Consider the following 21,937-nt stretch of genomic DNA (forward strand, 5'->3'; position numbering starts at 1 on the left):
AAAAAGATGGGTTGGGGGTTGCGCCTGCGGGCGTTGTTGGCCGGGTTGTTCATTCTGCTGGCGTTCAGTGCCGGCGAGGTTCTTGCCGCCGCGCAAATCACACAGGTCAAGAGCGTCCGCTTGTGGCGTGCGCCTGACAACACCCGCCTGGTGTTCGACCTGTCCGGGCCGGTGCAGCACAGCCTGTTCACCCTGAGTGCGCCCAATCGCATCGTCATCGACCTCAATGGTGCGCAACTGACCGGGCCTCTCGACCGGCTCAAGTTGAAAAACACCCCGATCACCTCGGTGCGCTCGGCACAGCGTTCGCCGACCGATTTGCGCCTGGTGCTGGACCTGTCCGCCCAGGTCACGCCGAAGAGCTTCGTGCTGCCGCCCAACCAGCAGTACGGCAACCGCCTGGTGGTCGATCTCTACGACCAGGGCGCGGATATCGCGCCCGATGTGCCGGCCACGCCGACGCCCAATGAGCCCGAGACGCCGGTCACGCCCAGTCAGCCCGTCGCCAAGGCGCCGGTGCCCGGCGGCGGTAAGCGCGACATCATCGTTGCCATCGACGCCGGTCATGGTGGCGAGGACCCGGGTGCATCCGGCCCCAATGGCCTGCACGAGAAAAACATCACCCTGTCCATCGCCCGCGAGCTGCAGCGGCAGATCAACCAGATGAAGGGCTTCCGCGCCGAGCTGACCCGCTCGGGCGATTACTTCATTCCCCTGCGCGGCCGTACCGCCATCGCCCGCAAGAAAGGCGCCGACCTGTTCGTCTCCATCCACGCCGATGCCGCGCCCAGCCGCAGCGCCTTCGGCGCCTCGGTGTTCGCCCTGTCCGATCGTGGCGCCACCTCCGAAACCGCGCGCTGGCTGGCCGACAGCGAAAACCGTTCCGACCTGATCGGCGGCGACGGCAGCGTCAGCCTGGACGACAAGGATCATATGCTCGCCGGCGTGCTGCTCGACCTGTCGATGACCGCCACCATGTCCTCCAGCCTGGACGTGGGGCACAAGGTGTTGAGCAATGTCGGCCACGTCACCTCGCTGCACAAGAATCGCGTGGAGCAGGCGGGCTTCATGGTGCTCAAGTCGCCGGACATTCCGTCGATCCTGGTGGAGACCGGCTTCATCTCCAACCCCGATGAGTCGCAGAAGCTGGCCAGTCCGGCGCATCAGCAGGCCCTGGCGCGTTCGATTTCCTCGGGTATCCGCCAGTACTTCGTCCAGACGCCGCCGCCGGGCACCTATATTGCCTCGCTGCGCGACGGTGGGCAGATTTCGGCCGGCGCGCGCCAGCACGTGGTGCGTGTCGGCGAAAGCCTGTCGATGATCGCCGCGCGCTACGAAGTGAGCATGGCGGTGCTGCGCTCCAGCAATAACCTGAAAAGCGACAGCGTGCGTGTCGGTCAGGTCCTGAATATTCCGGGGACTTCCCTGGCGGCCCAGCAATGAGCGAAATCCGCCGTATCCAACTGCTGAGCCCGCGCTTGGCCAACCAGATCGCTGCCGGCGAGGTGGTCGAGCGCCCGGCCTCGGTCATCAAGGAGTTGCTGGAGAACAGTCTGGACGCTGGCGCCCGGCGCATCGACGTCGAGGTTGAGCAGGGGGGCGTCAAGTTGCTGCGGGTGCGTGACGACGGTGGGGGCATACCGGCGGATGACTTGCCGCTGGCCCTGGCGCGCCACGCCACCAGCAAGATTCGCGAACTGGAAGACCTGGAGCGGGTCATCAGCCTGGGCTTCCGCGGCGAGGCACTGGCCTCGATCAGCTCGGTTTCGCGCCTGACCATGACCTCTCGTACCGCCGACGCCGGAGAAGCCTGGCAGGTGGAAACCGAGGGGCGCGACATGCAGCCGCGCGTGCAGCCGGCCGCGCACCCCGTCGGGACCAGCGTGGAAGTCCGCGATCTATTCTTCAATACGCCGGCGCGGCGCAAATTCCTGCGTGCCGAGAAGACTGAATTCGATCACCTCCAGGAAGTCATCAAGCGCCTGGCCCTGGCGCGTTTCGATGTCGCTTTCCACCTGCGTCACAACGGCAAGACTGTGTTCGCCCTGCACGAGGCTGGCGACGAAGTGTCCCGTGCGCGCCGGGTCGGTGCGGTCTGCGGTTCAGCGTTCCTCGAACAGGCGCTGCCCATCGAGGTCGAGCGCAACGGCCTGCACCTGTGGGGTTGGGTCGGCCTGCCGACCTTCTCGCGCAGCCAGCCGGACCTGCAGTATTTCTACGTCAACGGCCGCATGGTGCGCGATAAACTGGTCGCCCATGCAGTGCGCCAGGCCTATCGCGACGTGCTCTACAACGGCCGCCACCCGACCTTCGTGCTGTTCTTCGAGGTCGATCCGGCGGTGGTCGATGTCAACGTGCACCCGACCAAGCACGAAGTGCGTTTCCGTGACAGTCGCATGGTCCATGACTTCCTCTATGGCACCTTGCATCGCGCACTCGCCGAAGTGCGTCCGGACGACCAGTTGGCGCCGCCGGGGGCGATCAGTCTCACGGTCGCTCGCCCGACCGGGCAGGCTGCGGGCGAGTTCGGTCCCCAGGGGGAGATGCGCCTGTCCGACAAGGTTCTGGAAGCGCCGATCGCGGCTCGCTCGCCATCTGGCGGTGTGTCCAGTGGCTATGGCTACCAGCCTCCGCGTCCGGAAATGCCGCCGCTGGCCGAGGCGCAGGGGGCTTATCGCACGTTCTTCGCGCCGCTCGCCGAGCCAGCGGCGCCAGCCAGTGCGCAGGCGCTGCCGGAAAGCGCCCAGGACATCCCGCCGCTGGGCTATGCCCTGGCGCAATTGAAAGGCATCTACATCCTTGCCGAGAACGCCCATGGTCTGGTGCTGGTGGATATGCATGCCGCCCATGAGCGCATTACCTATGAGCGCCTCAAGCTTGCCATGGACAGCGAGGGATTGCGGGGGCAGCCCTTGCTGGTGCCTGAGTCGATCGCCGTCAGCGAGCGCGAGGCCGATTGCGCCGAAGAGCACGCTGCCTGGTTCGGCAAGCTCGGCTTCGAGCTGCAGCGGCTGGGGCCGGAGACACTGGCGATCCGGCAGGTTCCCGCTTTGCTCAAGCAGGCCGAGGCGACCCAGTTGGTGCGTGACGTGCTCGCCGACCTGTTGGAGTACGGAACCAGCGATCGCATCCAGGCGCATCTCAACGAGTTGCTCGGCACCATGGCCTGTCATGGTGCGGTGCGCGCCAATCGGCGCCTGAGCTTGCCGGAGATGAACGGGCTGTTGCGCGATATGGAAACCACCGAGCGCAGCGGGCAGTGCAACCACGGGCGCCCGACCTGGACCCAGTTGGGATTGGACGAACTGGACAAGCTTTTCCTCCGCGGTCGGTAGGGCATTGCTGATCGTCGTGGTCAATGGCGCCTGAAAAGTACAAACAGATTCCGACTTTCTGTGACTTGCGGCCGCTGGCCGGCGCCCGGAAACTATGCGCTTTCGTTTGTCTGAGCCGCCAATGTCCGCTTTGCCTCCCGCTATCTTCCTCATGGGCCCCACTGCCGCCGGCAAGACCGATCTGGCATTGGAACTGGCCCGGGTGCTGCCGTGCGAGCTGATCAGCGTGGATTCGGCACTGATCTACCGTGGCATGGATATCGGTACGGCCAAGCCGTCGAAGCAGGTTCTGGCCGAGTTTCCGCACCGGCTGATCGACATTCGTGACCCGGCGCAGAGCTACTCGGCGGCGGAATTCCGTGCCGATGCCCTCGCGGCCATGGCGGAAATCACCGCGGCAGGGCGCATTCCGCTGTTGGTGGGCGGCACCATGTTGTATTTCAAAGCATTGCTGGAAGGCCTGGCGGATATGCCCAGCGCCGATCCCGCGCTGCGCGCCGAGCTGGAAGCCTGGGCCGAAGCCGAGGGCTGGGCGGCCTTGCATGCCGAGCTGGCGCGGGTCGATCCGGAGTCGGCGGCGCGTATTCATCCCAACGATCCGCAACGCCTGATCCGTGCACTCGAGGTATATCGCGTCAGTGGCATGTCGATGAGCGACCATCGACGGCGCCAGGCGAGTGAAAATGCGGGTTTCGGCGCGCCAGGCGGGGTGCAATTGCCGTATACTGTCGCGCACCTGGCGATTGCCCCTCTGCAGCGTCAGGTACTGCACGCGCGTATCGCGCAACGTTTTCGTCAGATGCTCGAACAGGGTTTCGTTGCCGAGGTCGAAGCACTTCGCGCAAGAAGTGACTTGCACGCCGGGCTGCCGTCTATTCGTGCTGTAGGCTACCGACAGGTATGGGATTACCTGGAGGGTAAAGTGTCCTACGCTGAAATGGAGGAGCGCGGAGTCATCGCCACCCGACAGCTAGCCAAGCGCCAGTTCACCTGGTTGCGAAGCTGGAGCCATCTACACTGGTTGGACAGTCTGGCAGGCGACAATCTGCGGCGTGCCTTGAAATATCTTGAGGCGGTCTCCATATAGGTTCGAGACCGTTATTCAGCCGTCTATCCTTGGGGTTACCGACGGCACTAAGCCATTCGACCATTACTAAATCTTGAATCCCTAAAGGAGTGCGGCATATGTCAAAAGGGCATTCGCTACAAGACCCTTACCTCAATACCCTGCGAAAAGAACGCGTACCGGTCTCCATCTACCTGGTGAACGGCATCAAGCTGCAAGGGCAGATCGAGTCTTTCGACCAGTTCGTCATCCTGCTGAAGAACACCGTCAGCCAGATGGTATACAAGCACGCTATTTCCACCGTCGTGCCCAGCCGTCCGGTCCGTCTGCCCACTGGCGATCAACCGGCCGAGCCGGGCAACGCCTGACGGGAGCCTGTCTTGTTCTTTGAGCGCCCGGGCGGTGGGGAAAGGGCCATTCTGGTCCATCTGGAAGGTCAGGACCCCGAGGCGCGCGAAGATCCGCAGGAGTTCCAGGAATTGGCGCGTTCGGCGGGCGCGGAATCAGTGGCTTTCGTCAGTGTTTCGCGCCACCAGCCCTCAGCCAAGTATCTGATCGGTAGTGGCAAGGTCGACGAGCTGCGCGAGTTGGTGCAGGCGCAGAAAGTCGAACTGATCATCTTCAATCACACCCTGACGCCCAGCCAGGAACGCAACCTTGAGCGTGCGTTCGAGTGCCGGGTGCTCGATCGTACCGGGTTGATCCTCGACATCTTCGCCCAGCGTGCCCGCACCCATGAGGGCAAGCTGCAGGTGGAGCTGGCGCAGCTTGAGCATATGAGTACGCGCCTTGTGCGTGGTTGGACTCACCTCGAGCGGCAGAAGGGTGGTATCGGTCTGCGCGGTCCGGGCGAAACCCAGCTGGAAACCGACCGTCGTCTCCTGCGCGCGCGCATCCGGCAGATCAAGCAGCGCCTGGAAAAGGTTCGCAGCCAGCGTGAGCAGGCTCGTCGTGGCCGGCGTCGCGCGGAAATTCCCTCGGTTTCTCTGGTCGGCTATACCAACGCCGGCAAATCTACCTTGTTCAACGCGTTGACCACCTCCGATGTCTATGCGGCGAACCAGTTGTTCGCCACGCTTGATCCGACTCTGCGCCGGCTCGAGCTGGCGGATGTCGGGCCGGTCGTGCTTGCGGATACCGTGGGGTTCATCCGGCATTTGCCGCACAAGCTGGTCGAAGCCTTCCGCGCTACGCTGGAAGAATCGAGTAATGCCGATCTGTTGCTGCATGTGATCGACTCCCATGAGCCGGAGCGTACGGCTCAGATCGAGCAGGTGCATGCGGTGCTCAGCGAGATCGGCGCCAACGAGCTGCCGATGCTCGAGGTGTACAACAAGATCGATTTGTTGCCGGATTTCGAGGCGCAGATTCAGCGCGACGAATCCGGTAAGCCCATTCGGGTCTGGCTCTCGGCACAAGAGGGGCGTGGACTCGACCTGTTGAAGAAAGCGGTAGCTGAGCTGCTGGGCGATGACTTGTTCGTCGGTACGCTCTGTCTCCCGCAGCGCCTCGGTCGTTTGCGTGCGCAGTTCTTCGAGCTGGGCGCGGTGCAGTCCGAGGAACATGATGAGCAAGGACGCGCCGTGTTGCAGGTTCGCCTGCCGCGTGTCGAGTTGAACCGCCTGGTGAGCCGTGAAGGTTGGCAGCCGGCGGAGTTCATTGCGCAACACACTTTGCAATAAAGCCCGGAGCGGTGCTTTTGGCACTGGAGTGGGCATTCTGTAGCATTGGTGGGCGCGCCGTAGGCGCGCTTCGCGTCATCAGATGGAGAGCGCTATGGCTTGGAATGAGCCGGGTGACAACTCGAACAAGAATGATCAGGACCCCTGGGGTGGACGCCGTGGTGGCGGCCGCCAGGGCCCTCCGGATCTGGACGAGGCCTTCCGCAAGCTGCAGGAAAGCCTGAATCGTATATTCGGCGGCAAGAAACGTGGTGGTGGTCCGGTGGGGGGCGGCAAGGGCGGTGGTGGCCTGAGTCTGTTCGGCATCGGTCTCGCCGTGGTGGCTGCGATTTGGCTGTACAACGCCATCTACGTGGTGGACGAACAGGAGCAGGCGGTGATCCTGCGTATGGGCAAATACCACGATACCGTGGGGCCCGGCCTGAACTTCTACTTCCCGCCGATCGATCGCAGGTTCCAGGAAAACGTCACTCGCGAGCGTGCCTACAGCAAGCAAGGGCAGATGCTTACCGAGGACGAGAACATCGTCGAAGTGCCGCTCACCGTGCAGTACAAGATCAGCAACCTGAAGGACTTCGTGCTGAACGTCGATCAGCCGGAAGTCAGCCTGCAGCATGCCACCGAGAGCGCCCTGCGCCATGTGGCGGGCTCCACGACCATGGACCAGATCCTTACCGAGGGCCGCGAGCAGATGGCCACCGAGGTGCGGGATCGTCTGCAGCGATTCCTGGATACCTACAAGACCGGCATCACCGTGACCCAGGTGAACATTCAGAGTGCCGCCGCGCCGCGTGAGGTGCAGGAAGCCTTCGATGACGTGATACGTGCTCGCGAAGACGAGCAACGTGAGAAGAACCAGGCCGAGGCCTATGCCAACGGCGTGGTGCCGGAGGCTCGTGGTCAGGCTCAGCGCATCATCGAAGAAGCCAACGGCTACCGCGATGAAGTGGTTTCGCGTGCCCAGGGCGAGGCGGATCGCTTCGGCAAGCTGGCTGCCGAGTACCACAAGGCGCCCGAGGTGACGCGCCAGCGTCTGTACCTGGATACCATGCAGGAAGTGCTGTCGCAGACCAGCAAGGTCCTGGTCGGTGGTCAGCAGGGGCAGAACAATCTGATCTACCTGCCGCTGGACAAGATGATGGATGGCCGTGGCTCGGCAACCCCTAACAGTGCGCCGAGCAGCAGTACGAGCAGCACGCCGGATCTCGGTGCGCGGGTCGCCAATGACCTGCAACAGCGTGATCTGCGTTCCAGGGAGAGCCGCTGATGAGTAACAAGTCCCTGATCGCCCTGATCGCGGGTGTGGTCGTCGCCGTTGTCCTGTGGAGCAGCGTCTACGTGGTGCAGCAGACCGAGCGTGCGGTGTTGCTGCGCTTCGGTCGCGTGGTTGAGGCCGATGTCCAGCCCGGCCTGCACTTCAAGGTTCCCTACGTCAACCAGGTGCGCAAGTTCGATGGCCGTCTGCTGACTCTGGACACGCCGACCCAGCGCTTCCTGACTCTCGAGAAGAAGGCAGTGATGGTCGACGCCTATGCCAAGTGGCGCGTCGCCGATGCCGAGCGTTTCTACACCGCGACGTCCGGCCTCAAGCAGATCGCCGATGAGCGCCTGTCCCGGCGTCTGGAAGCGGGTCTGCGGGACCAGTTCGGCAAGCGCACCCTGCATGAAGTGGTATCCGGTGAGCGCGATGCGCTCATGGGCGATATCACCGCATCGCTGAATCGCATGGCACAGAAAGAGCTGGGCATCGAAGTGATCGATGTTCGGGTCAAGGCCATCGATCTGCCGAAAGAAGTCAACCGCAGTGTGTTCGAGCGCATGAGCACCGAGCGCGAGCGCGAGGCTCGTGAGCATCGCGCCAAGGGGCGTGAGCTGGCGGAGGGGATTCGTGCCGATGCGGATCGTCAGCGCCGCGTGCTGCTTGCCGAGGCTTATCGCCAGGCGGAGGAGACTCGCGGTGAGGGCGACGCCAAAGCGTCTGCCATCTACGCCAAGGCCTATAGCCAGGATGCGGAGTTCTATGCGTTCACCCGCAGCCTGAAGGCCTATCGCGACAGTTTCGCCGACAGGAAGGATGTGCTGGTGCTCGATCAGAAGAGCGACTTCTTCCGCTATCTGGACAAGGCCAAGCCTTGAGTGTCTTCTCCGGCGGGCGGCAGCGCCCGCCGGAGAAAACGTGTTATTATGGGTCAGCCGGGAAATCCCGGCTTTTTTGCGTCCGCGAGAATCATGTGGCAGGAATTCGGCAAAGCGTTCTGTCTGTTGCTGGTGCTGGAAGGCATCCTTCCTTTCCTGTATCCGCGTGGCTGGCGTGACGCCGTGAGCGGGCTCGGTCGCCTCGATGATCGGCGTCTGCGGCTCATCGGGCTGGGCAGCATGCTGCTCGGTACCGGCCTCCTTTACTGGATTCATCAATGAATTGCCGCCCGGCTGAAAGGGGAGAGGCGACATGGCAACGGTAGACCGCTGGCTGCTGCCAGATGGGATCGAAGAAGTGCTGCCACCGGAGGCGGCGCGCGTTGAAGCAGCCCGCCGTCAGGTGCTGGATCTGTTCCAGCGCTGGGGTTACGAGTTCGTCGTCACCCCGCACATCGAATACTTGGAGTCCCTGCTGACCGGTGCCGGCCAGGACCTGGATCTGCGTACCTTCAAGGTTACCGATCCGGCCTCGGGGCGACTGATCGGTTTCCGCGCGGACATCACTCCGCAAGTGGCCCGTATGGACGCGCATAGTCTGCGCCGCGAGGGGCCGAATCGTCTGTGCTATGCCGGCAGCGTGCTGCATGCGCGGCCTCGTGCCCTGGCTACGTCGCGCAGCCCGATCCAGTTGGGCGCCGAGCTTTACGGTGATGCCAGCCCGGCGAGTGACGTGGAAGTCATCAGCCTGATGCTCGACATGCTCGCCATGGCCGAAGTGCCGGATGTCCACATGGACCTTGGGCACGTGGGTATCTACCGTGGCTTGGCGCGCGCTGCCGGGCTTTCCGGCGAGACCGAGCAGAGCCTGTTCGATGCGCTGCAACGCAAGGCGGTGGACGAAGTCGCTGCGCTGACCGACGGATTGCCTGTCGACCTCGCCGGGATGCTGCGCGCGCTGGCGGAGTTGTGCGGCGGGCGCGAGGTGCTGGCTCAGGCTCGCGAAGTGCTGGCGGCTGCCCCGGCTGCGGTGCAGGCGGCGCTGACCGACCTCACCGAGATTGCCGATACCCTGGCGCTGCGCTTCCCGCAATTGCCGCTGTATTTCGACCTGGGCGAACTTCGCGGCTATCACTATCACACCGGGGTTGTGTTCGCTGCCTTCGTTCCGGGGGTGGGCGAGTCCATCGCTCAGGGTGGTCGCTATGACGACATTGGCGCCGACTTCGGTCGCGCGCGTCCGGCCACCGGCTTCTCCACCGACTTGAAGACCCTGGTCACCCTGGGGCAGGCGCAGTTGGATGCGCCGCTTACCGGGGTCTGGGCGCCGGCCGAAGGGGCTGGTCTCTGGCAGGCGGTGCAACGACTGCGCCGTGACGGGCAGCGTGTGGTTCAAGCGCTGCCGGGGCAGGATGCGGCTTCGGCGCGCGAGGCGGGTTGCGATCGGCAACTGCTGGCGCGTGATGGCAATTGGCAGGTGGTGCCCTTCTGAGCTCCTGGGAGCTGGGCATCGCGAGTTTTCGCCGGCCGAGGCCGGCACCGAATTTCCACGATGGGGACAAGTGTTATGGGTAAGAATGTCGTAGTCCTGGGCACCCAGTGGGGTGATGAGGGCAAAGGCAAGATCGTCGACTTGCTCACCGACCAGGCTGCTGCCGTGGTGCGCTATCAGGGTGGCCACAATGCCGGCCACACCCTGGTGATCGATGGTGAGAAGACCGTACTGCACCTGATTCCGTCGGGCATCCTGCGCGAAGGCGTGCAGTGCCTGATCGGCAATGGCGTGGTGCTGGCGCCCGACGCGTTGATGCGCGAGATCGCCAAGCTGGAAGAGAAGGGCGTGCCGGTGCGTGAGCGCCTGCGTATCAGCCCGTCCTGCCCGCTGATCCTGTCCTTCCATGTCGCCCTCGATCAGGCGCGTGAAAAGGCACGTGGCGACGCCAAGATCGGTACCACCGGTCGTGGTATCGGTCCGGCCTACGAGGACAAGGTGGCGCGTCGCGGCCTGCGTGTTGCCGACCTGTTCCACCGCGAGCGTTTCGCCGCCAAGCTCGGTGAGCTGCTGGATTATCACAACTTCGTCCTGCAGAACTACTACAAAGAGCCGGCCATCGACTTCCAGAAGACTCTGGACGAGTGCATGGGCTACGCCGAACAACTGAAGCCGATGCTGGCCGACGTCACCTCGACCCTGCACGATCTGCGTCGCGCCGGCTCGAACATCATGTTCGAAGGGGCTCAGGGTTCGCTGCTGGACATCGACCACGGCACCTACCCATTCGTGACCAGCTCCAATACCACTGCCGGTGGCACCGCTACCGGTTCGGGTTTTGGTCCGCTGTACCTGGATTACATCCTCGGTATCACCAAGGCCTACACCACTCGCGTGGGTTCCGGTCCTTTCCCGACCGAGCTGTTCGATGAGGTTGGCGCCCGTCTGGCCAAGGTCGGCCACGAGTTCGGTGCGACCACCGGGCGTGCCCGTCGTTGCGGTTGGTTCGATGCGGTGATCCTGCGTCGCGCCATCGAGATCAACAGCCTCTCCGGTCTGTGCCTGACCAAACTGGACGTGCTCGACGGCCTGGATGTCGTCCGTCTGTGCACCGGTTACAAGAACGCTGACGGCGAGCTACTGGTCGATGCGCCGACCGACGCTGACAGCTATATCGGCCTGCAGCCGGTATACGAGGAAATGCCGGGCTGGAGCGAGTCCACCGTCGGTGCCAAGACGCTGGAAGATCTGCCGGCCAACGCGCGCGCTTATATCAAGCGCGTCGAGGAGCTGGTTGGTGCGCCGATCGACATCATTTCCACCGGCCCGGACCGCAACGAGACGATCATTCTGCGTCATCCGTTCGCCTGATCCATCAGGCACCACTGACAACGGGCCGCTCAAGCGGCCCGTTGTCGTTTGGGTGGCATGGCTCATTTCAGCGGCACGCCCCTTGCTGGTTAATCGAATTGGTGCAGTTCGCACCATGATTTCGTTACCTCTGGAGGCACGCCTTGTCCGCAGTCCTTTCGCTGTTGCGCAGTCGATTGCTGCGCCCTGTCTTCATCGCCTTGGGTGGCGCGCTGCTGGTGCAGTTGCTGATCGCCCTCTGGTTGACGCGTAACACTATCGATCATCTCGTGGATGACCTGGGCGCGCGCCTGGGGAGTCAGTCGCAACGCTTGTCCGCGGAGTTGGAACGTGCCGGTGGTGAGCTCAGTTCGGGCCTGACCGAACTCTCCTCGCGAACCCGCGAACGCCTGGGCGCGGCGCTCTCGGCGCGTCTGGAGGATGAGCGGGGAGAGCTGCGTCAGAGCCTGCAGCAGGGCTTGCGGCAGTCGGCCGATCAACTGGCCCAACTGCTCGCCGCGGTGGCGCCCAAGGCCATGTGGGATAGCGATATCCCGACGCTCTCCGAATATGCCCGTCGGGCCCAGGCCAACCCCAATGTGCTGTTCGTGGTCTATGACGATCCGCAGGGGCAGCACCTGACGCGTTATCTGAATCGCGAAGACCCGCGTATCCAGGCGCTGCTCGACAAGGGCAAAGGGGAGCGGGCGCTGGATAAGGTGCTGGAAGCTGCCGCTCACGATGATTCGGTGATCCTGGTGGCGGCGCCCATCAGTCCCAATGGGGTCGTGATAGGCACGGTGCGTCTGGGGATGTCGACGGCGGAAGTGGAGAAACAGGTGGATGCGCTGGACAAGCGCTTCTCGGCGCTGATCGCCAGTGGCGACCAGTTGGTCGCTGATAGCCTGTCCGGTGCCGCGGCTGATAGCAATGCCGCCCTGAGCGCACGTCTGCAGGCGGCCCGTCAGGCGGCTGGCGAAATGAGCGAGGGCGCGCGCAGCGCCATAGAGGCGTCCGCCGCCAGCCTGCGCTTGCGCATCGGTATGGGATTGGTGCTGGTCGGTCTGGGGGTGTTGCTGGTTCTGGCGCTGGTGCTCGGGCGCCGCGTGGTGAGCCGCCTGCGCCTGTTGATCGAGGCATTGAATGACCTGGCTGCCGGTGAGGGGGATCTGACTCGGCGGGTGCGCTTGGACAGCCGGGATGAAGTCGGTGAGATGGCAGCGGCGGTCAATCGCTTTGTCGATAGGTTGCAGCCTATCGTTCGCGAGGCCGGCCAGGTCGCGCAGCGTACCGGTATGGAAATCGCGGCGTTGGCCTCTCGGAGCGCCAGTGCGGAAGCGGCCGCCGATCGCCAGCGTAATGAGGTGGCTGGCAGCCTGGAGGCGCTGTCGGGCATGGCCGCCGAGGCGGCGCTCGAGAGCCGGGCGATGCAGGATGCCTTGCTCAGGGTGGCGGCGATACGCAAGGCGGCGGATGACAATGCGGCCATCGCGCGGCGTGTCGGTGGTTTGATCGAGACGCTGGAGGCGCGAGTGCAAAGCGGTGCCGGCGTCATCGAACGACTGGCTCGCCAGAGCGAGCAGATCGAAGTGGTGTTGTCGGTCATTCACGGAATTGCCGAGCAAACCAATCTATTGGCCTTGAACGCGGCCATCGAAGCGGCTCGTGCGGGCGAGAGTGGTCGCGGCTTCGCCGTGGTGGCTGACGAGGTGCGAGCCCTGGCGAGCAAGACGCAGCAGTCCACTGGCGACATCCAGAGTCATATCCATGCGCTGCAGCAGGGTGCGCGCGAGGCGGTGGCGGCCATTGGTCAGGCGCGCGCGCAGGCGGAAGAAGGGCTTGTCGTGTTGCATGACAGCGAGCGCTTGCAGCGTGACGTACAGCGTGCCGTGGAAGAGGTGCATGGCGCCATCGAGTCGGCGGCTCGGGCGGCCGAGCAGCAGGCGGCCGGTGCCGTGGCGGTGCGCGGGCGGGTGGAGGTGATTCACGTCGAGGCTGGACGTGCCGCGGAAGACGTAGCGGCCACCGCCAGCAGTGGGCGGGTTCTGGATGATCTGGCTGCGCAACTGCGCGCCAGTCTTGGTCAGTTCAAGGCTTGAGTCGCCTGAAGCGCAGAAAGCAAAAAGCCGAGCAGTGCTCGGCTTTTTGCTTGAAGATGGTGCCCAGGAGAAGACTCGAACTTCCACGGTGTTGCCACCGCTAGGACCTGAACCTAGTGCGTCTACCAATTCCGCCACCTGGGCACTGGATGCGATGATTGCTCATCGTTTCCGTGTTACAACGTCTCAGTGACGCTGTGGGCGCGAACTATACGGAGCCCACTTTGGCTTGTAAACCCCTGATCGGATAAAAAATTTATTCTTGGCCAAAGCTGACCGACGAGCGGATTTCGCGCTTCAATAAGCGCATGGCGCTCATATCTATAGACAAAAAGGTGATCTCACCCTGATGGCCGATTGGCAAAACCTCGATCCCGAGGCCGCACGTGAAGCGGAAAAATACGAAAACCCCATCCCCAGCCGCGAACTCATCCTGGCGCATCTCGCCGAACGCGGCGCCCCGGCGACTCGGGCACAACTGCTCGAAGAATTCGGTCTGTCCGGCGAGGAGCCGGAAGAGGCCTTGCGCCGCCGCCTGCGCGCCATGGAGCGCGATGGCCAACTAATCTATACGCGCCGCGGCGCCTATGCCCCGGTCGACAAGCTGGATCTGATCCGCGGCCGCGTCGCCGGCCACCGAGACGGTTTCGGCTTCCTGATTCCCGACGACGGTAGCGACGACCTGTTCCTCAGCCCCACGCAGATGCGCCTGGTCTTCGACGGCGACCGCGCCCTGGCGCGGGTAGCCGGGTTCGACCGCCGTGGCCGTCGCGAAGGCGCGCTCGTGGAAGTCATCGAACGCGCCCACGAGACCATCGTCGGCCGCTACTTCGAGGAAAGCGGTATCGGCACGGTGGTCGCCGATAACCCGAAAATCCAGCAGGAAGTGCTGATTCCGCCGGGCAAGAGCGGTGCGGCCAAGCACAACCAGTTCGTCCAGGTGCGCATCGATCAGTGGCCGTCCGTGCATCGCCAGGCTCAGGGCGAGGTCGTCGAGGTGCTCGGCGACTACATGGCGCCGGGCATGGAGATCGAAGTCGCTCTGCGCAGCTATGACATTCCGCATGTCTGGCCGCAGGCGGTGGAAAAGGAAGCGGCCAAGCTCAAGCCTGAAGTGGCGGATAAGGACAAGGAGAAGCGCGTCGATCTGCGCGCCTTGCCGTTCGTTACCATCGACGGTGAGGATGCCCGCGATTTCGACGATGCCGTCTATGCCGAGAAGCGCAAGGGTGGTGGCTGGAAACTGTTCGTCGCCATCGCCGACGTGTCCCACTATGTGAAAGTCGGCTCGGCACTGGATGAGGAAGCCGCCAAGCGCGGCAACTCGGTCTACTTCCCCGAGCGGGTCATTCCCATGCTGCCGGAGGTGCTGTCCAATGGCCTCTGCTCGCTGAACCCGCTGGTCGACCGTCTGGCCATGGTGTGCGAGATGAGCCTGTCCAAGGCTGGCAAGATGACCGGCTACCAGTTCTACGAAGCGGTCATTCACTCCCAGGCGCGGCTCACCTACACCAAGGTCAGCCAGTACCTGGAAACCCCCGACAGTCCCGAAGCCATGCGCCTCGCCGAGCAACTGCCGGGCGTCGTGCCGCACCTGCACACTCTATATGCGCTGTACAAGGCGCTGTTGGCGGCCCGCCATCTGCGCGGCGCCATCGACTTCGAGACGCAGGAAACGCGCATTGTCTTCGGCGCCGACCGCAAGATTTCCGAGATTCGCCCGACCCAGCGCAACGATGCGCACAAGCTGATCGAGGAGTGCATGCTGGCGGCCAACGTGGCCACCGCCAAGTTCCTCGAGAAGCATGGCATCCCGGCCTTGTACCGGGTCCATGACGGTCCGCCGCAAGAGAAGCTCAACAACCTTCGGCAGTTCCTCGGCGAGCTGGGGCTGACGCTCTATCGCGGCAAGGGCACGCCGACTCCGGGCGACTACCAGGCACTGCTCGAATCGATCCAGGGCCGCCCGGACTTCCAGTTGATCCAGACGGTCATGCTGCGCTCGCTCAGCCAGGCGGTGTACAGCCCGGAAAACCATGGACACTTCGGCCTGAATTACGAGGCCTACACCCACTTCACCTCGCCGATCCGGCGTTACCCGGACCTGCTGACCCACCGTGCCATCCGTGGTCTGATTCGCTCCAAGGCGGAGTCCGAGCATGTGCAGCGGGTGGGGGCGGCGAGCATGCCCAAGGCGCGCATCTACCCGTATGACGAGCCGCGTCTGGAGCAGCTCGGCGAACAGTGCTCGATGACCGAACGGCGCGCCGACGAGGCTACCCGTGACGTCACCAACTGGCTGAAGTGCGAGTACATGCGCGAGCGCGTGGGCGAGACCTTCCCTGGGGTGATCACCGCGGTCACCGGCTTCGGCATCTTCGTCGAACTGACCGACATCTATGTCGAAGGCCTGGTGCATGTCACCGCGCTGCCTGGCGATTATTACCACTTCGACCCCGTGCACCATCGCCTGAGCGGCGAGCGCACCGGTCGCAGCTTCCGTCTGGGCGACCTGACGGAGGTGATGGTGGCGCGGGTCGATCTGGATGAGCGCAAGATCGACTTCGAGCTGGCGGACAATGTGCTCAGCGCGCCCATCGGTCGCAAGAAACGTGGCGACAAGGCTGAGTCGGCGAAGCCGTCCAGCGCGCGCAAGGGAAAGGCGCGCGACGAGGCGCCAGCGCCGGCTCCTGTCGCCGCCGAGCCCATGCCCAGCGTGCAGCCGCGCAAGCGCCAGGTCGGTGTGGTTCAGGCGTTGCCCTCGGTGGCTCCGCAGATGATCGCGCAGGCCGAGGAGATGCTGGGCAACACCGATGTGAGAAAGAGCCGCGAGCTCAAGCGCGCGTTGCTCGATGAGGCCAAGGTCGGTGGCAAGCGTCCGCCGGCCAAGGCGGGTGCCTCGGCGGCGCGCACCGCGGAGAAGCCGCGTAACCCCTCGAAACAGAAAGCCAAGGCCGCCAAGCCGAGCAAGCATCGCAAGGGGCCGGCCAAGCCCAAGGCGGATGCCGCTGCGGGCAAGGACGGAGCGGTACGCAAGCGTAAGGCGAAGTCATGAGTCAGTGGGAAAAGGTCTACGGCGTACACGCCGTGGAGGCGCTGCTGCGCCATCATCCGAAGCGGGTCAAGCAACTCTGGCTGGCCGAAGGGCGGCATGATCCGCGGGTCCAGGCGCTGGTCGAACTGGCCGGGCAGGTGCGGGTGCCGGTGGGCACCCGTGAGCGCAAGGAGCTGGACGAGTGGGCGGAGGGCGTGCACCAGGGCGTCGTCGCCGAGGTCAGTCCGAGCCAGGTCTGGGGCGAGAACATGCTCGAGGAGCTGCTCGAGCGCAGCCCGGGGCCGGCCCTGCTGCTGGCGCTGGACGGCGTCACCGATCCGCACAACCTGGGGGCCTGCCTGCGTACCGCGGATGCCGCCGGCGCGCTGGCGGTAATAGTTCCGAAGGACAAGTCGGCCACCCTCAACGCTACCGTGCGCAAGGTCGCCTGCGGTGCCGCCGAGGTGATTCCGCTGGTGGCCGTGACCAACCTGGCGCGTACCCTGGAAAAGCTCCAGCAGCGTGGTTTGTGGGTGGTGGGGACGGCCGGCGAGGCGACCCAGACGCTCTATGAACTCGACCTCACCGGGCCGACCGTGCTGGTGATGGGGGCTGAAGGCAAGGGCATGCGCCGGCTGACCCGCGAGCATTGCGACTATCTGGCCAAGCTGCCCATGGCCGGCAGCGTGAGCAGTCTGAATGTCTCGGTCGCCACTGGGGTCTGTCTGTTCGAGGTGCTTCGCCAGCGTCAGGCCAAGGCCGCCATTTGAGGTGCTCGGGGCGGGCAGAGCCCGCCTCGGCGCTGTACAAATATTCGTCAATTCGCCTTGCGCCACCTAGTCCCCTTCTCTAGAATGTCGCCCCTTGCCGTCCGGGCAGGTGTTTTCGCGCCTACCGGTGGCAAGCCAAAAAGACATTCACTCCTTGCCTGACCGCATTGTCGGCAGGCTGCAACCCGTAAGGAGCATTTATGCGTCATTACGAAATCGTGTTCCTGGTTCACCCGGACCAGAGCGAACAAGTTGGTGGCATGGTCGAGCGTTACACCAAGGCCATCGAAGAAGACGGTGGCAAGGTTCACCGCCTGGAAGACTGGGGCCGTCGCCAACTGGCTTACGCCATCAACAACGTGCACAAGGCCCACTACGTTCTGATGAACGTCGAGTGCACCGCCAAGGCCCTGGCAGAGCTGGAAGACAACTTCCGCTACAACGACGCCGTGATCCGTAATCTGGTGATCCGTCGCGACGAGGCCGTTACCGGCCAGTCCGAAATGCTGAAGGCCGAAGAGAGCCGCAACGAGCGCCGTGAGCGCCGTGAGCGTCCTGACGCCAACGATAGCGAGTCCGCTGACGGCGAAGATAGCCGCGACAGCGCCGACGAGTAATTCCGGACCCGTATTGAGGAGCCAATTCCATGGCACGTTTCTTCCGTCGTCGTAAGTTCTGCCGTTTCACCGCTGAAGGCGTGAAAGAGATCGATTACAAAGATCTCAACACCCTGAAGGCCTACGTTTCCGAAACCGGCAAGATCGTTCCGAGCCGTATCACCGGCACCAAGGCCAAGTACCAGCGTCAGCTGGCTACCGCTATCAAGCGCGCCCGCTACCTGGCCCTGCTTCCGTACACCGACAGCCACGGCCGTTGAGATCGGGCAGTCGACTAGACGTAATGGATAGATCGCATGCGTGCATTGGCTGACTTTGTCATGCGAGGCCGCATGCAGGCCACGATCACGGTGGCCGGAGCAGCGCTCATACCGCTGCTGATGTGGTTGAGTGCCGCCGCAGGCAGCCTGGTGCTGCTGCGCAGGGGCCTCAACGACGCCCTGGGCGTTCTGACGTGGGCGGTACTGCCGGGATTGCTCTGGTGGTACCTGGGGGATCCGAGCGTGCTTCTGGTGTTGCTCGGCACCCTGACACTGGCGCAGGTATTGCGCGCCAGTGTGTCCTGGCGTCGGGTATTGCTCGCCAGTGTGGCGGTGGGCGTGGTTTTCGCCCTGGTGCTGGGATCGGTCTTCGCTGACGCGATCCAGGCACTGGTAGACGAATTCCAGAAGCTGCTGCCGCAGGTGCTGGGCCCGGCTTATTCGCAATTGAGCGCGGATGAGCAGGCGCAACTCCAGCAACTGCTGAGGCCCGTGTTGACGGGGTTGATGGCCGCCTTTTTCCAGACGGTCTGTCTGCTCTGCCTGGTCCTTGGCCGTTACTGGCAGGCCCAGTTGTACAACCCGGGCGGGTTCGGCCGCGAGTTTCGCGCGCTGCACCTGTCGCCGGCGCTGGGCCTGGGCTTGTTCCTGGCCATGCTGCTGGCGCCGAACCTGGGTCTGCAACTGGGCATGCTGACACCGATCTGCAGTGTGCCTCTGGCACTGGCCGGTGTGGCGCTGTTGCATGGCCTGGTGGCGATCAAGGGAGCTGCAAGGTTCTGGCTGGTGGGGTTCTACGTGGTGCTGCTGGTCTTCGGGCAGCTGGTTTATCCGTTATTGGTGTTGTTTGCCGTAGTCGACAGTCTGTTTGATTTTCGTGGTCGCCTGGTCCGTCGCCAGGGCTCCACGAACGGTGAAGGTTAAAAGTTAAGAGGTAAGACTCAAATGGAAGTCATCCTGCTGGAAAAGATCGCCAAACTGGGCAACCTGGGCGACAAACTGAACGTAAAGGGCGGCTACGCCCGTAACTACCTGCTGCCGCAGGGCAAGGCCACCGCCGCGACCGCTGCCAACATCGCAGCCTTCGAAGAGCGTCGCGCCGAGCTGGAAAAAGCAGCTGCCGAGAAAAAGGCTTCCGCTGAAGCCCGCGCCGCCCAGCTGGGCGAGCTGATCATCACCATCGGCGCCCATGCTGGCGACGAAGGCAAGCTGTTCGGCTCGATCGGCACCCGCGACATCGCCGAAGCTGTTTCCTCCGTCGGCTACCCGCTGGAGAAGAGCGAAGTGCGTCTGCCCAACGGTGCCCTGCGCACCGTCGGCGAATACGACATCGAAGTGCAACTGCACACCGACGTCGAAGCGACCCTGCACGTGGTCGTTGTCGCCGAGTAAGCGATCCGTCGCTGCGGCACTACGAGCACCTTGCGTGCCTGTGGCAGTCCGCTAACATCGGGCACGGTACCGCCTCGCGGTGCCGTGCCCTTTGTTTTTCTGCCGTTCCCTGATTCCTGCACATCGAGCCCATGAACGACATCAGCCTCCCCGAGCAGTACGACCTGCAAACGGCATCCCTCAAGGTGCCGCCGCATTCGATCGAAGCCGAACAGTCGGTGCTGGGCGGCCTGATGCTCGACAACAACGCCTGGGAGCGGGTGCTCGATGCGGTCTCCGATGGCGACTTCTACCGCCACGACCACCGCCTGATTTTCCGCGCCATCTTCAAGCTCGCCGAGCGCAACCAGCCGTTCGACGTGGTGACCCTGTCCGAGCAACTGGACAAGGAAGGGCAACTGTCCCAGGTGGGCGGTCTGGCCTACCTCGCCGAACTGGCCAAGAACACGCCCTCGGTGGCCAACATCAAGGCCTATGCGCAGATCATTCGCGAGCGCGCCACCCTGCGGCAGTTGATCGGCATCAGCAATGACATCGCCGACAGCGCCTTCAACCCACAGGGGCGGGGCGCCGAGGAAATCCTCGACGAAGCCGAGCGGAAGATCTTCGAGATCGCCGAGGCGCGGCCGAAGACCGGCGGCCCGGTGGGCATTGGCGACATCCTGGTGAAGACCATCGACCGTATCGACCACCTGTTCAATACCAACGATGCGTTCACCGGGATTTCCACCGGCTTCACCGACCTCGACGAGAAGACCAGCGGCTTGCAGCCGTCCGACCTGATCATCGTCGCCGGCCGTCCGTCCATGGGTAAGACCACCTTCGCCATGAACCTGGTGGAGAACGCCGTGTTGCGCACCGACAAGGTGGTGCTGGTGTATTCCCTGGAGATGCCCTCGGACTCGATCGTGATGCGTATGCTGTCCTCGCTGGGACGCATCGACCAGACCAAGGTCCGCTCCGGCCGCCTGGAGGACGACGATTGGCCGCGCCTGACCTCGGCGGTCAACCTGCTCAACGAACGCAAGCTGTTCATCGACGATACCGCCGGCATCTCGCCTTCGGAAATGCGCGCGCGCACCCGCCGCCTGGCGCGTGAGCACGGCGAAATCGCCCTGATCATGGTCGACTACCTGCAGTTGATGCAGATTCCCGGCTCCTCCGGTGACAACCGGACCAACGAGATTTCCGAAATCTCCCGCTCGCTGAAGGCCCTGGCCAAGGAATTCAACTGCCCGGTCGTGGCGCTGTCGCAGCTCAACCGCTCCCTCGAACAGCGCCCGAACAAGCGCCCGGTGAACTCCGACTTGCGCGAATCCGGAGCGATCGAGCAGGACGCCGACGTGATCATGTTCGTCTACCGCGACGAGGTGTATCACCCGGAAACCGAGTTCAAGGGTGTCGCCGAAATCATCCTCGGCAAGCAGCGTAACGGCCCCATCGGCACCGTGCGCCTGGCCTTCCTCGGTAAATACACGCGCTTCGAGAACCTTGCGCCGGGCATGTACAACTTCGAGGACGAATAGCCGCGGCGGCGGGGCTTGCGGACCGGGGTTTTCCCCAGGAAGCTAGAGGTTTTCCCGTTCGAGCCTGACCATGCGCCCTCTCATCGCCCATATCGATCTCGCCGCCATTCGCCACAACTACGACCTCGCCAAGCGCTGCGCGCCGGGGCGCCAGGCTTTCGCGGTGGTCAAGGCGAATGCCTACGGGCATGGGGTGCGCGAGGTGGTGACCTGCCTGCAGGACCTGGCCGATGGCTTCGCCGTGGCCAGCCTCGAAGAGGCCGCGGAGGTTCGCGCGCTGCATGGCAACGCCCGCATCCTGTTGCTGGAGGGGTGTTTCGAGCCGAATGAATACCGAGTCGCCGCTCAGCTCTGCCTGGACGTCGTGGTGCAGAACGAGGCTCAGGCCGCCGCGCTGCTCGCCGGAGCGCTGCCGGCAGCGCTGAACGTCTGGCTGAAGCTGGACTCCGGCATGCACCGTCTGGGTTTTTCCGCGAGCGCCCTGCGCGAGTGTTTCACTCGCCTGCGCGGAGCCGGACAGGTCGCCGAGCTGAATCTGATCAGCCACTTCGCCTGTGCCGACCTGCGTGGCCACTCGCTGAACGAGGATCAGTTGGCCTGTTTCCTCGCGCTGCTCGACCTGGATTTCGACCAGCGCTCGCTGGCCAATTCCGCGGCGGTGCTGACCATCCCGGCGGCGCATATGGACTGGATACGCCCCGGCATCATGCTCTACGGCGCCACGCCGTTCGCGGATCTTTCCGCGGCCGAACTGGGCTTGCAACCCGCGATGACCCTGAGTGCGCGGCTGATCGCCATTCGCGAGGTGGCGCCCGGTGAAAGCGTCGGCTACGGCGCCGCCTGGGTGGCCCAGCGGCCATCGCGTATCGGCACGGTCAGTTGCGGTTACGCCGACGGCTATCCACGGCACGCCCCGAGCGGCACGCCGCTGCTGGTCAACGGACAGCGCGCGGCCCTCGCCGGGCGAGTCTCCATGGATATGCTGGCGGTGGACCTGACCGATTTGCCGGACGCCGCCCTCGGTGATCCGGTCGAGTTGTGGGGCAAGCATTTGCCGATCGATGAGGTGGCGGCTCATGCCGGCAGCATCGGCTATGAGCTGCTGACCAAGGTCACCGCGCGAGTGCCGCGCAAGTACAGCGCCTAGGCACCGAGCCGTCCACCGACCAGGTTCTGCC

General features: G+C 64.0%; 19 protein-coding genes and 1 tRNA gene. 19 read left to right on the plus strand and 1 reads right to left on the minus strand.

What is annotated here, in order from left to right:
* The first annotated feature begins 6 nt into the window (after positions 1 to 6).
* The 11 genes from amiB to BLQ74_RS12955 all read left to right on the plus strand — a co-directional run bounded on the left by amiB (position 7) and on the right by BLQ74_RS12955 (position 13,160).
* On the plus strand, positions 7 to 1,443 hold the full coding sequence (amiB, locus tag BLQ74_RS12905; protein WP_090262975.1) for an N-acetylmuramoyl-L-alanine amidase AmiB: 1,437 nt from the start codon (positions 7 to 9) through the stop codon (positions 1,441 to 1,443).
* Positions 1,440 to 3,335, plus strand: a complete 1,896-nt coding sequence (mutL, locus tag BLQ74_RS12910; protein WP_090262976.1) for a DNA mismatch repair endonuclease MutL — start codon at positions 1,440 to 1,442, stop codon at positions 3,333 to 3,335. Before amiB ends, mutL begins: the two co-directional genes overlap by 4 nt.
* Positions 3,336 to 3,456: 121 nt before the next feature.
* Positions 3,457 to 4,422 carry a tRNA (adenosine(37)-N6)-dimethylallyltransferase MiaA gene (miaA, locus tag BLQ74_RS12915; protein ID WP_090262977.1) on the plus strand — a complete coding sequence of 322 codons (966 nt, stop codon included), beginning with the start codon at positions 3,457 to 3,459 and terminating at the stop codon, positions 4,420 to 4,422.
* Positions 4,423 to 4,520: 98 nt separating this feature from the next.
* Positions 4,521 to 4,769, plus strand: a complete 249-nt coding sequence (gene hfq, locus BLQ74_RS12920; protein WP_090262978.1) for an RNA chaperone Hfq — start codon at positions 4,521 to 4,523, stop codon at positions 4,767 to 4,769.
* A 12-nt stretch (positions 4,770 to 4,781) separates the two neighbouring features.
* Positions 4,782 to 6,083, plus strand: coding sequence for a ribosome rescue GTPase HflX (hflX, locus tag BLQ74_RS12925; protein ID WP_090262979.1), 1,302 nt, complete (start codon positions 4,782 to 4,784; stop codon positions 6,081 to 6,083).
* Positions 6,084 to 6,177: 94 nt separating this feature from the next.
* A complete protein-coding gene (gene hflK / locus BLQ74_RS12930; protein ID WP_090262980.1) occupies positions 6,178 to 7,350 on the plus strand; it encodes an FtsH protease activity modulator HflK in 1,173 nt (390 codons plus the stop codon).
* Complete coding sequence (gene hflC, locus BLQ74_RS12935; RefSeq protein WP_090262982.1) at positions 7,350 to 8,219, plus strand: protease modulator HflC; 870 nt, start codon at positions 7,350 to 7,352, stop codon at positions 8,217 to 8,219. The genes hflK and hflC overlap by 1 nt, the downstream gene beginning before the upstream one ends.
* Before the next feature lie 93 nt (positions 8,220 to 8,312).
* On the plus strand, positions 8,313 to 8,501 hold the full coding sequence (locus BLQ74_RS12940; RefSeq protein WP_090262983.1) for a DUF2065 domain-containing protein: 189 nt from the start codon (positions 8,313 to 8,315) through the stop codon (positions 8,499 to 8,501).
* 31 nt (positions 8,502 to 8,532) lie between these two features.
* The gene (locus BLQ74_RS12945; protein ID WP_090262985.1) at positions 8,533 to 9,711 is read left to right on the plus strand and encodes an ATP phosphoribosyltransferase regulatory subunit; all 1,179 of its coding nucleotides are present in this window, start codon (positions 8,533 to 8,535) and stop codon (positions 9,709 to 9,711) included.
* A gap of 75 nt (positions 9,712 to 9,786) precedes the next feature.
* Positions 9,787 to 11,082 carry an adenylosuccinate synthase gene (locus BLQ74_RS12950; RefSeq protein WP_090262986.1) on the plus strand — a complete coding sequence of 432 codons (1,296 nt, stop codon included), beginning with the start codon at positions 9,787 to 9,789 and terminating at the stop codon, positions 11,080 to 11,082.
* 143 nt (positions 11,083 to 11,225) lie between these two features.
* The gene (locus tag BLQ74_RS12955; protein WP_090262987.1) at positions 11,226 to 13,160 is read left to right on the plus strand and encodes a methyl-accepting chemotaxis protein; all 1,935 of its coding nucleotides are present in this window, start codon (positions 11,226 to 11,228) and stop codon (positions 13,158 to 13,160) included.
* Positions 13,161 to 13,217: 57 nt separating this feature from the next.
* Here the strand turns inward: BLQ74_RS12955 and BLQ74_RS12960 are convergent.
* A tRNA-Leu gene (locus tag BLQ74_RS12960) sits at positions 13,218 to 13,304 on the minus strand.
* A 205-nt stretch (positions 13,305 to 13,509) separates the two neighbouring features.
* Here BLQ74_RS12960 and rnr point away from each other — a divergent pair.
* The 8 genes from rnr to alr all read left to right on the plus strand — a co-directional run bounded on the left by rnr (position 13,510) and on the right by alr (position 21,906).
* Positions 13,510 to 16,215: a ribonuclease R gene (rnr, locus tag BLQ74_RS12965; protein WP_090262988.1), complete on the plus strand. Its 2,706-nt coding sequence runs from the start codon at positions 13,510 to 13,512 to the stop codon at positions 16,213 to 16,215.
* Complete coding sequence (rlmB, locus tag BLQ74_RS12970) at positions 16,212 to 16,964, plus strand: 23S rRNA (guanosine(2251)-2'-O)-methyltransferase RlmB (RefSeq protein WP_090262989.1); 753 nt, start codon at positions 16,212 to 16,214, stop codon at positions 16,962 to 16,964. Before rnr ends, rlmB begins: the two co-directional genes overlap by 4 nt.
* A gap of 200 nt (positions 16,965 to 17,164) precedes the next feature.
* Positions 17,165 to 17,581 (plus strand): 30S ribosomal protein S6, encoded by a 417-nt coding sequence (gene rpsF, locus BLQ74_RS12975; protein WP_090262990.1) that lies wholly within the window; start codon positions 17,165 to 17,167, stop codon positions 17,579 to 17,581.
* Positions 17,582 to 17,610: 29 nt separating this feature from the next.
* Positions 17,611 to 17,841: a 30S ribosomal protein S18 gene (gene rpsR, locus BLQ74_RS12980; protein ID WP_003095634.1), complete on the plus strand. Its 231-nt coding sequence runs from the start codon at positions 17,611 to 17,613 to the stop codon at positions 17,839 to 17,841.
* 36 nt (positions 17,842 to 17,877) lie between these two features.
* Complete coding sequence (locus tag BLQ74_RS12985) at positions 17,878 to 18,765, plus strand: YybS family protein (protein WP_090262992.1); 888 nt, start codon at positions 17,878 to 17,880, stop codon at positions 18,763 to 18,765.
* A gap of 21 nt (positions 18,766 to 18,786) precedes the next feature.
* Positions 18,787 to 19,233 (plus strand): 50S ribosomal protein L9, encoded by a 447-nt coding sequence (gene rplI, locus BLQ74_RS12990; RefSeq protein WP_090262993.1) that lies wholly within the window; start codon positions 18,787 to 18,789, stop codon positions 19,231 to 19,233.
* Positions 19,234 to 19,364: 131 nt separating this feature from the next.
* Positions 19,365 to 20,759, plus strand: a complete 1,395-nt coding sequence (gene dnaB, locus BLQ74_RS12995) for a replicative DNA helicase (RefSeq protein WP_090262994.1) — start codon at positions 19,365 to 19,367, stop codon at positions 20,757 to 20,759.
* A gap of 70 nt (positions 20,760 to 20,829) precedes the next feature.
* Positions 20,830 to 21,906, plus strand: a complete 1,077-nt coding sequence (gene alr / locus BLQ74_RS13000) for an alanine racemase (RefSeq protein WP_090262995.1) — start codon at positions 20,830 to 20,832, stop codon at positions 21,904 to 21,906.
* The last annotated feature ends 31 nt before the right edge of the window (positions 21,907 to 21,937 follow it).

Origin of the sequence: Pseudomonas panipatensis (assembly GCF_900099785.1) — a bacterium.
Taxonomy (GTDB): Bacteria; Pseudomonadota; Gammaproteobacteria; order Pseudomonadales; family Pseudomonadaceae; genus Pseudomonas; species Pseudomonas panipatensis.

What these genes read in the sequence shown, in the direction of transcription:
- hflC (WP_090262982.1), top strand. Translation starts at nt 7,350, where the DNA reads ATGAGTAACAAGTCCCTGATCGCCCTGATCGCGGGTGTGGTCGTCGCC.
- BLQ74_RS12945 (WP_090262985.1), top strand. Translation starts at nt 8,533, where the DNA reads ATGGCAACGGTAGACCGCTGGCTGCTGCCAGATGGGATCGAAGAAGTG.
- BLQ74_RS12940 (WP_090262983.1), top strand. Translation starts at nt 8,313, where the DNA reads ATGTGGCAGGAATTCGGCAAAGCGTTCTGTCTGTTGCTGGTGCTGGAA.
- dnaB (WP_090262994.1), top strand. Translation starts at nt 19,365, where the DNA reads ATGAACGACATCAGCCTCCCCGAGCAGTACGACCTGCAAACGGCATCC.
- hflK (WP_090262980.1), top strand. Translation starts at nt 6,178, where the DNA reads ATGGCTTGGAATGAGCCGGGTGACAACTCGAACAAGAATGATCAGGAC.
- rpsF (WP_090262990.1), top strand. Translation starts at nt 17,165, where the DNA reads ATGCGTCATTACGAAATCGTGTTCCTGGTTCACCCGGACCAGAGCGAA.
- amiB (WP_090262975.1), top strand. Translation starts at nt 7, where the DNA reads ATGGGTTGGGGGTTGCGCCTGCGGGCGTTGTTGGCCGGGTTGTTCATT.
- rnr (WP_090262988.1), top strand. Translation starts at nt 13,510, where the DNA reads ATGGCCGATTGGCAAAACCTCGATCCCGAGGCCGCACGTGAAGCGGAA.
- rplI (WP_090262993.1), top strand. Translation starts at nt 18,787, where the DNA reads ATGGAAGTCATCCTGCTGGAAAAGATCGCCAAACTGGGCAACCTGGGC.
- hfq (WP_090262978.1), top strand. Translation starts at nt 4,521, where the DNA reads ATGTCAAAAGGGCATTCGCTACAAGACCCTTACCTCAATACCCTGCGA.
- mutL (WP_090262976.1), top strand. Translation starts at nt 1,440, where the DNA reads ATGAGCGAAATCCGCCGTATCCAACTGCTGAGCCCGCGCTTGGCCAAC.
- rpsR (WP_003095634.1), top strand. Translation starts at nt 17,611, where the DNA reads ATGGCACGTTTCTTCCGTCGTCGTAAGTTCTGCCGTTTCACCGCTGAA.
- alr (WP_090262995.1), top strand. Translation starts at nt 20,830, where the DNA reads ATGCGCCCTCTCATCGCCCATATCGATCTCGCCGCCATTCGCCACAAC.
- miaA (WP_090262977.1), top strand. Translation starts at nt 3,457, where the DNA reads ATGTCCGCTTTGCCTCCCGCTATCTTCCTCATGGGCCCCACTGCCGCC.
- rlmB (WP_090262989.1), top strand. Translation starts at nt 16,212, where the DNA reads ATGAGTCAGTGGGAAAAGGTCTACGGCGTACACGCCGTGGAGGCGCTG.
- BLQ74_RS12950 (WP_090262986.1), top strand. Translation starts at nt 9,787, where the DNA reads ATGGGTAAGAATGTCGTAGTCCTGGGCACCCAGTGGGGTGATGAGGGC.
- BLQ74_RS12985 (WP_090262992.1), top strand. Translation starts at nt 17,878, where the DNA reads ATGCGTGCATTGGCTGACTTTGTCATGCGAGGCCGCATGCAGGCCACG.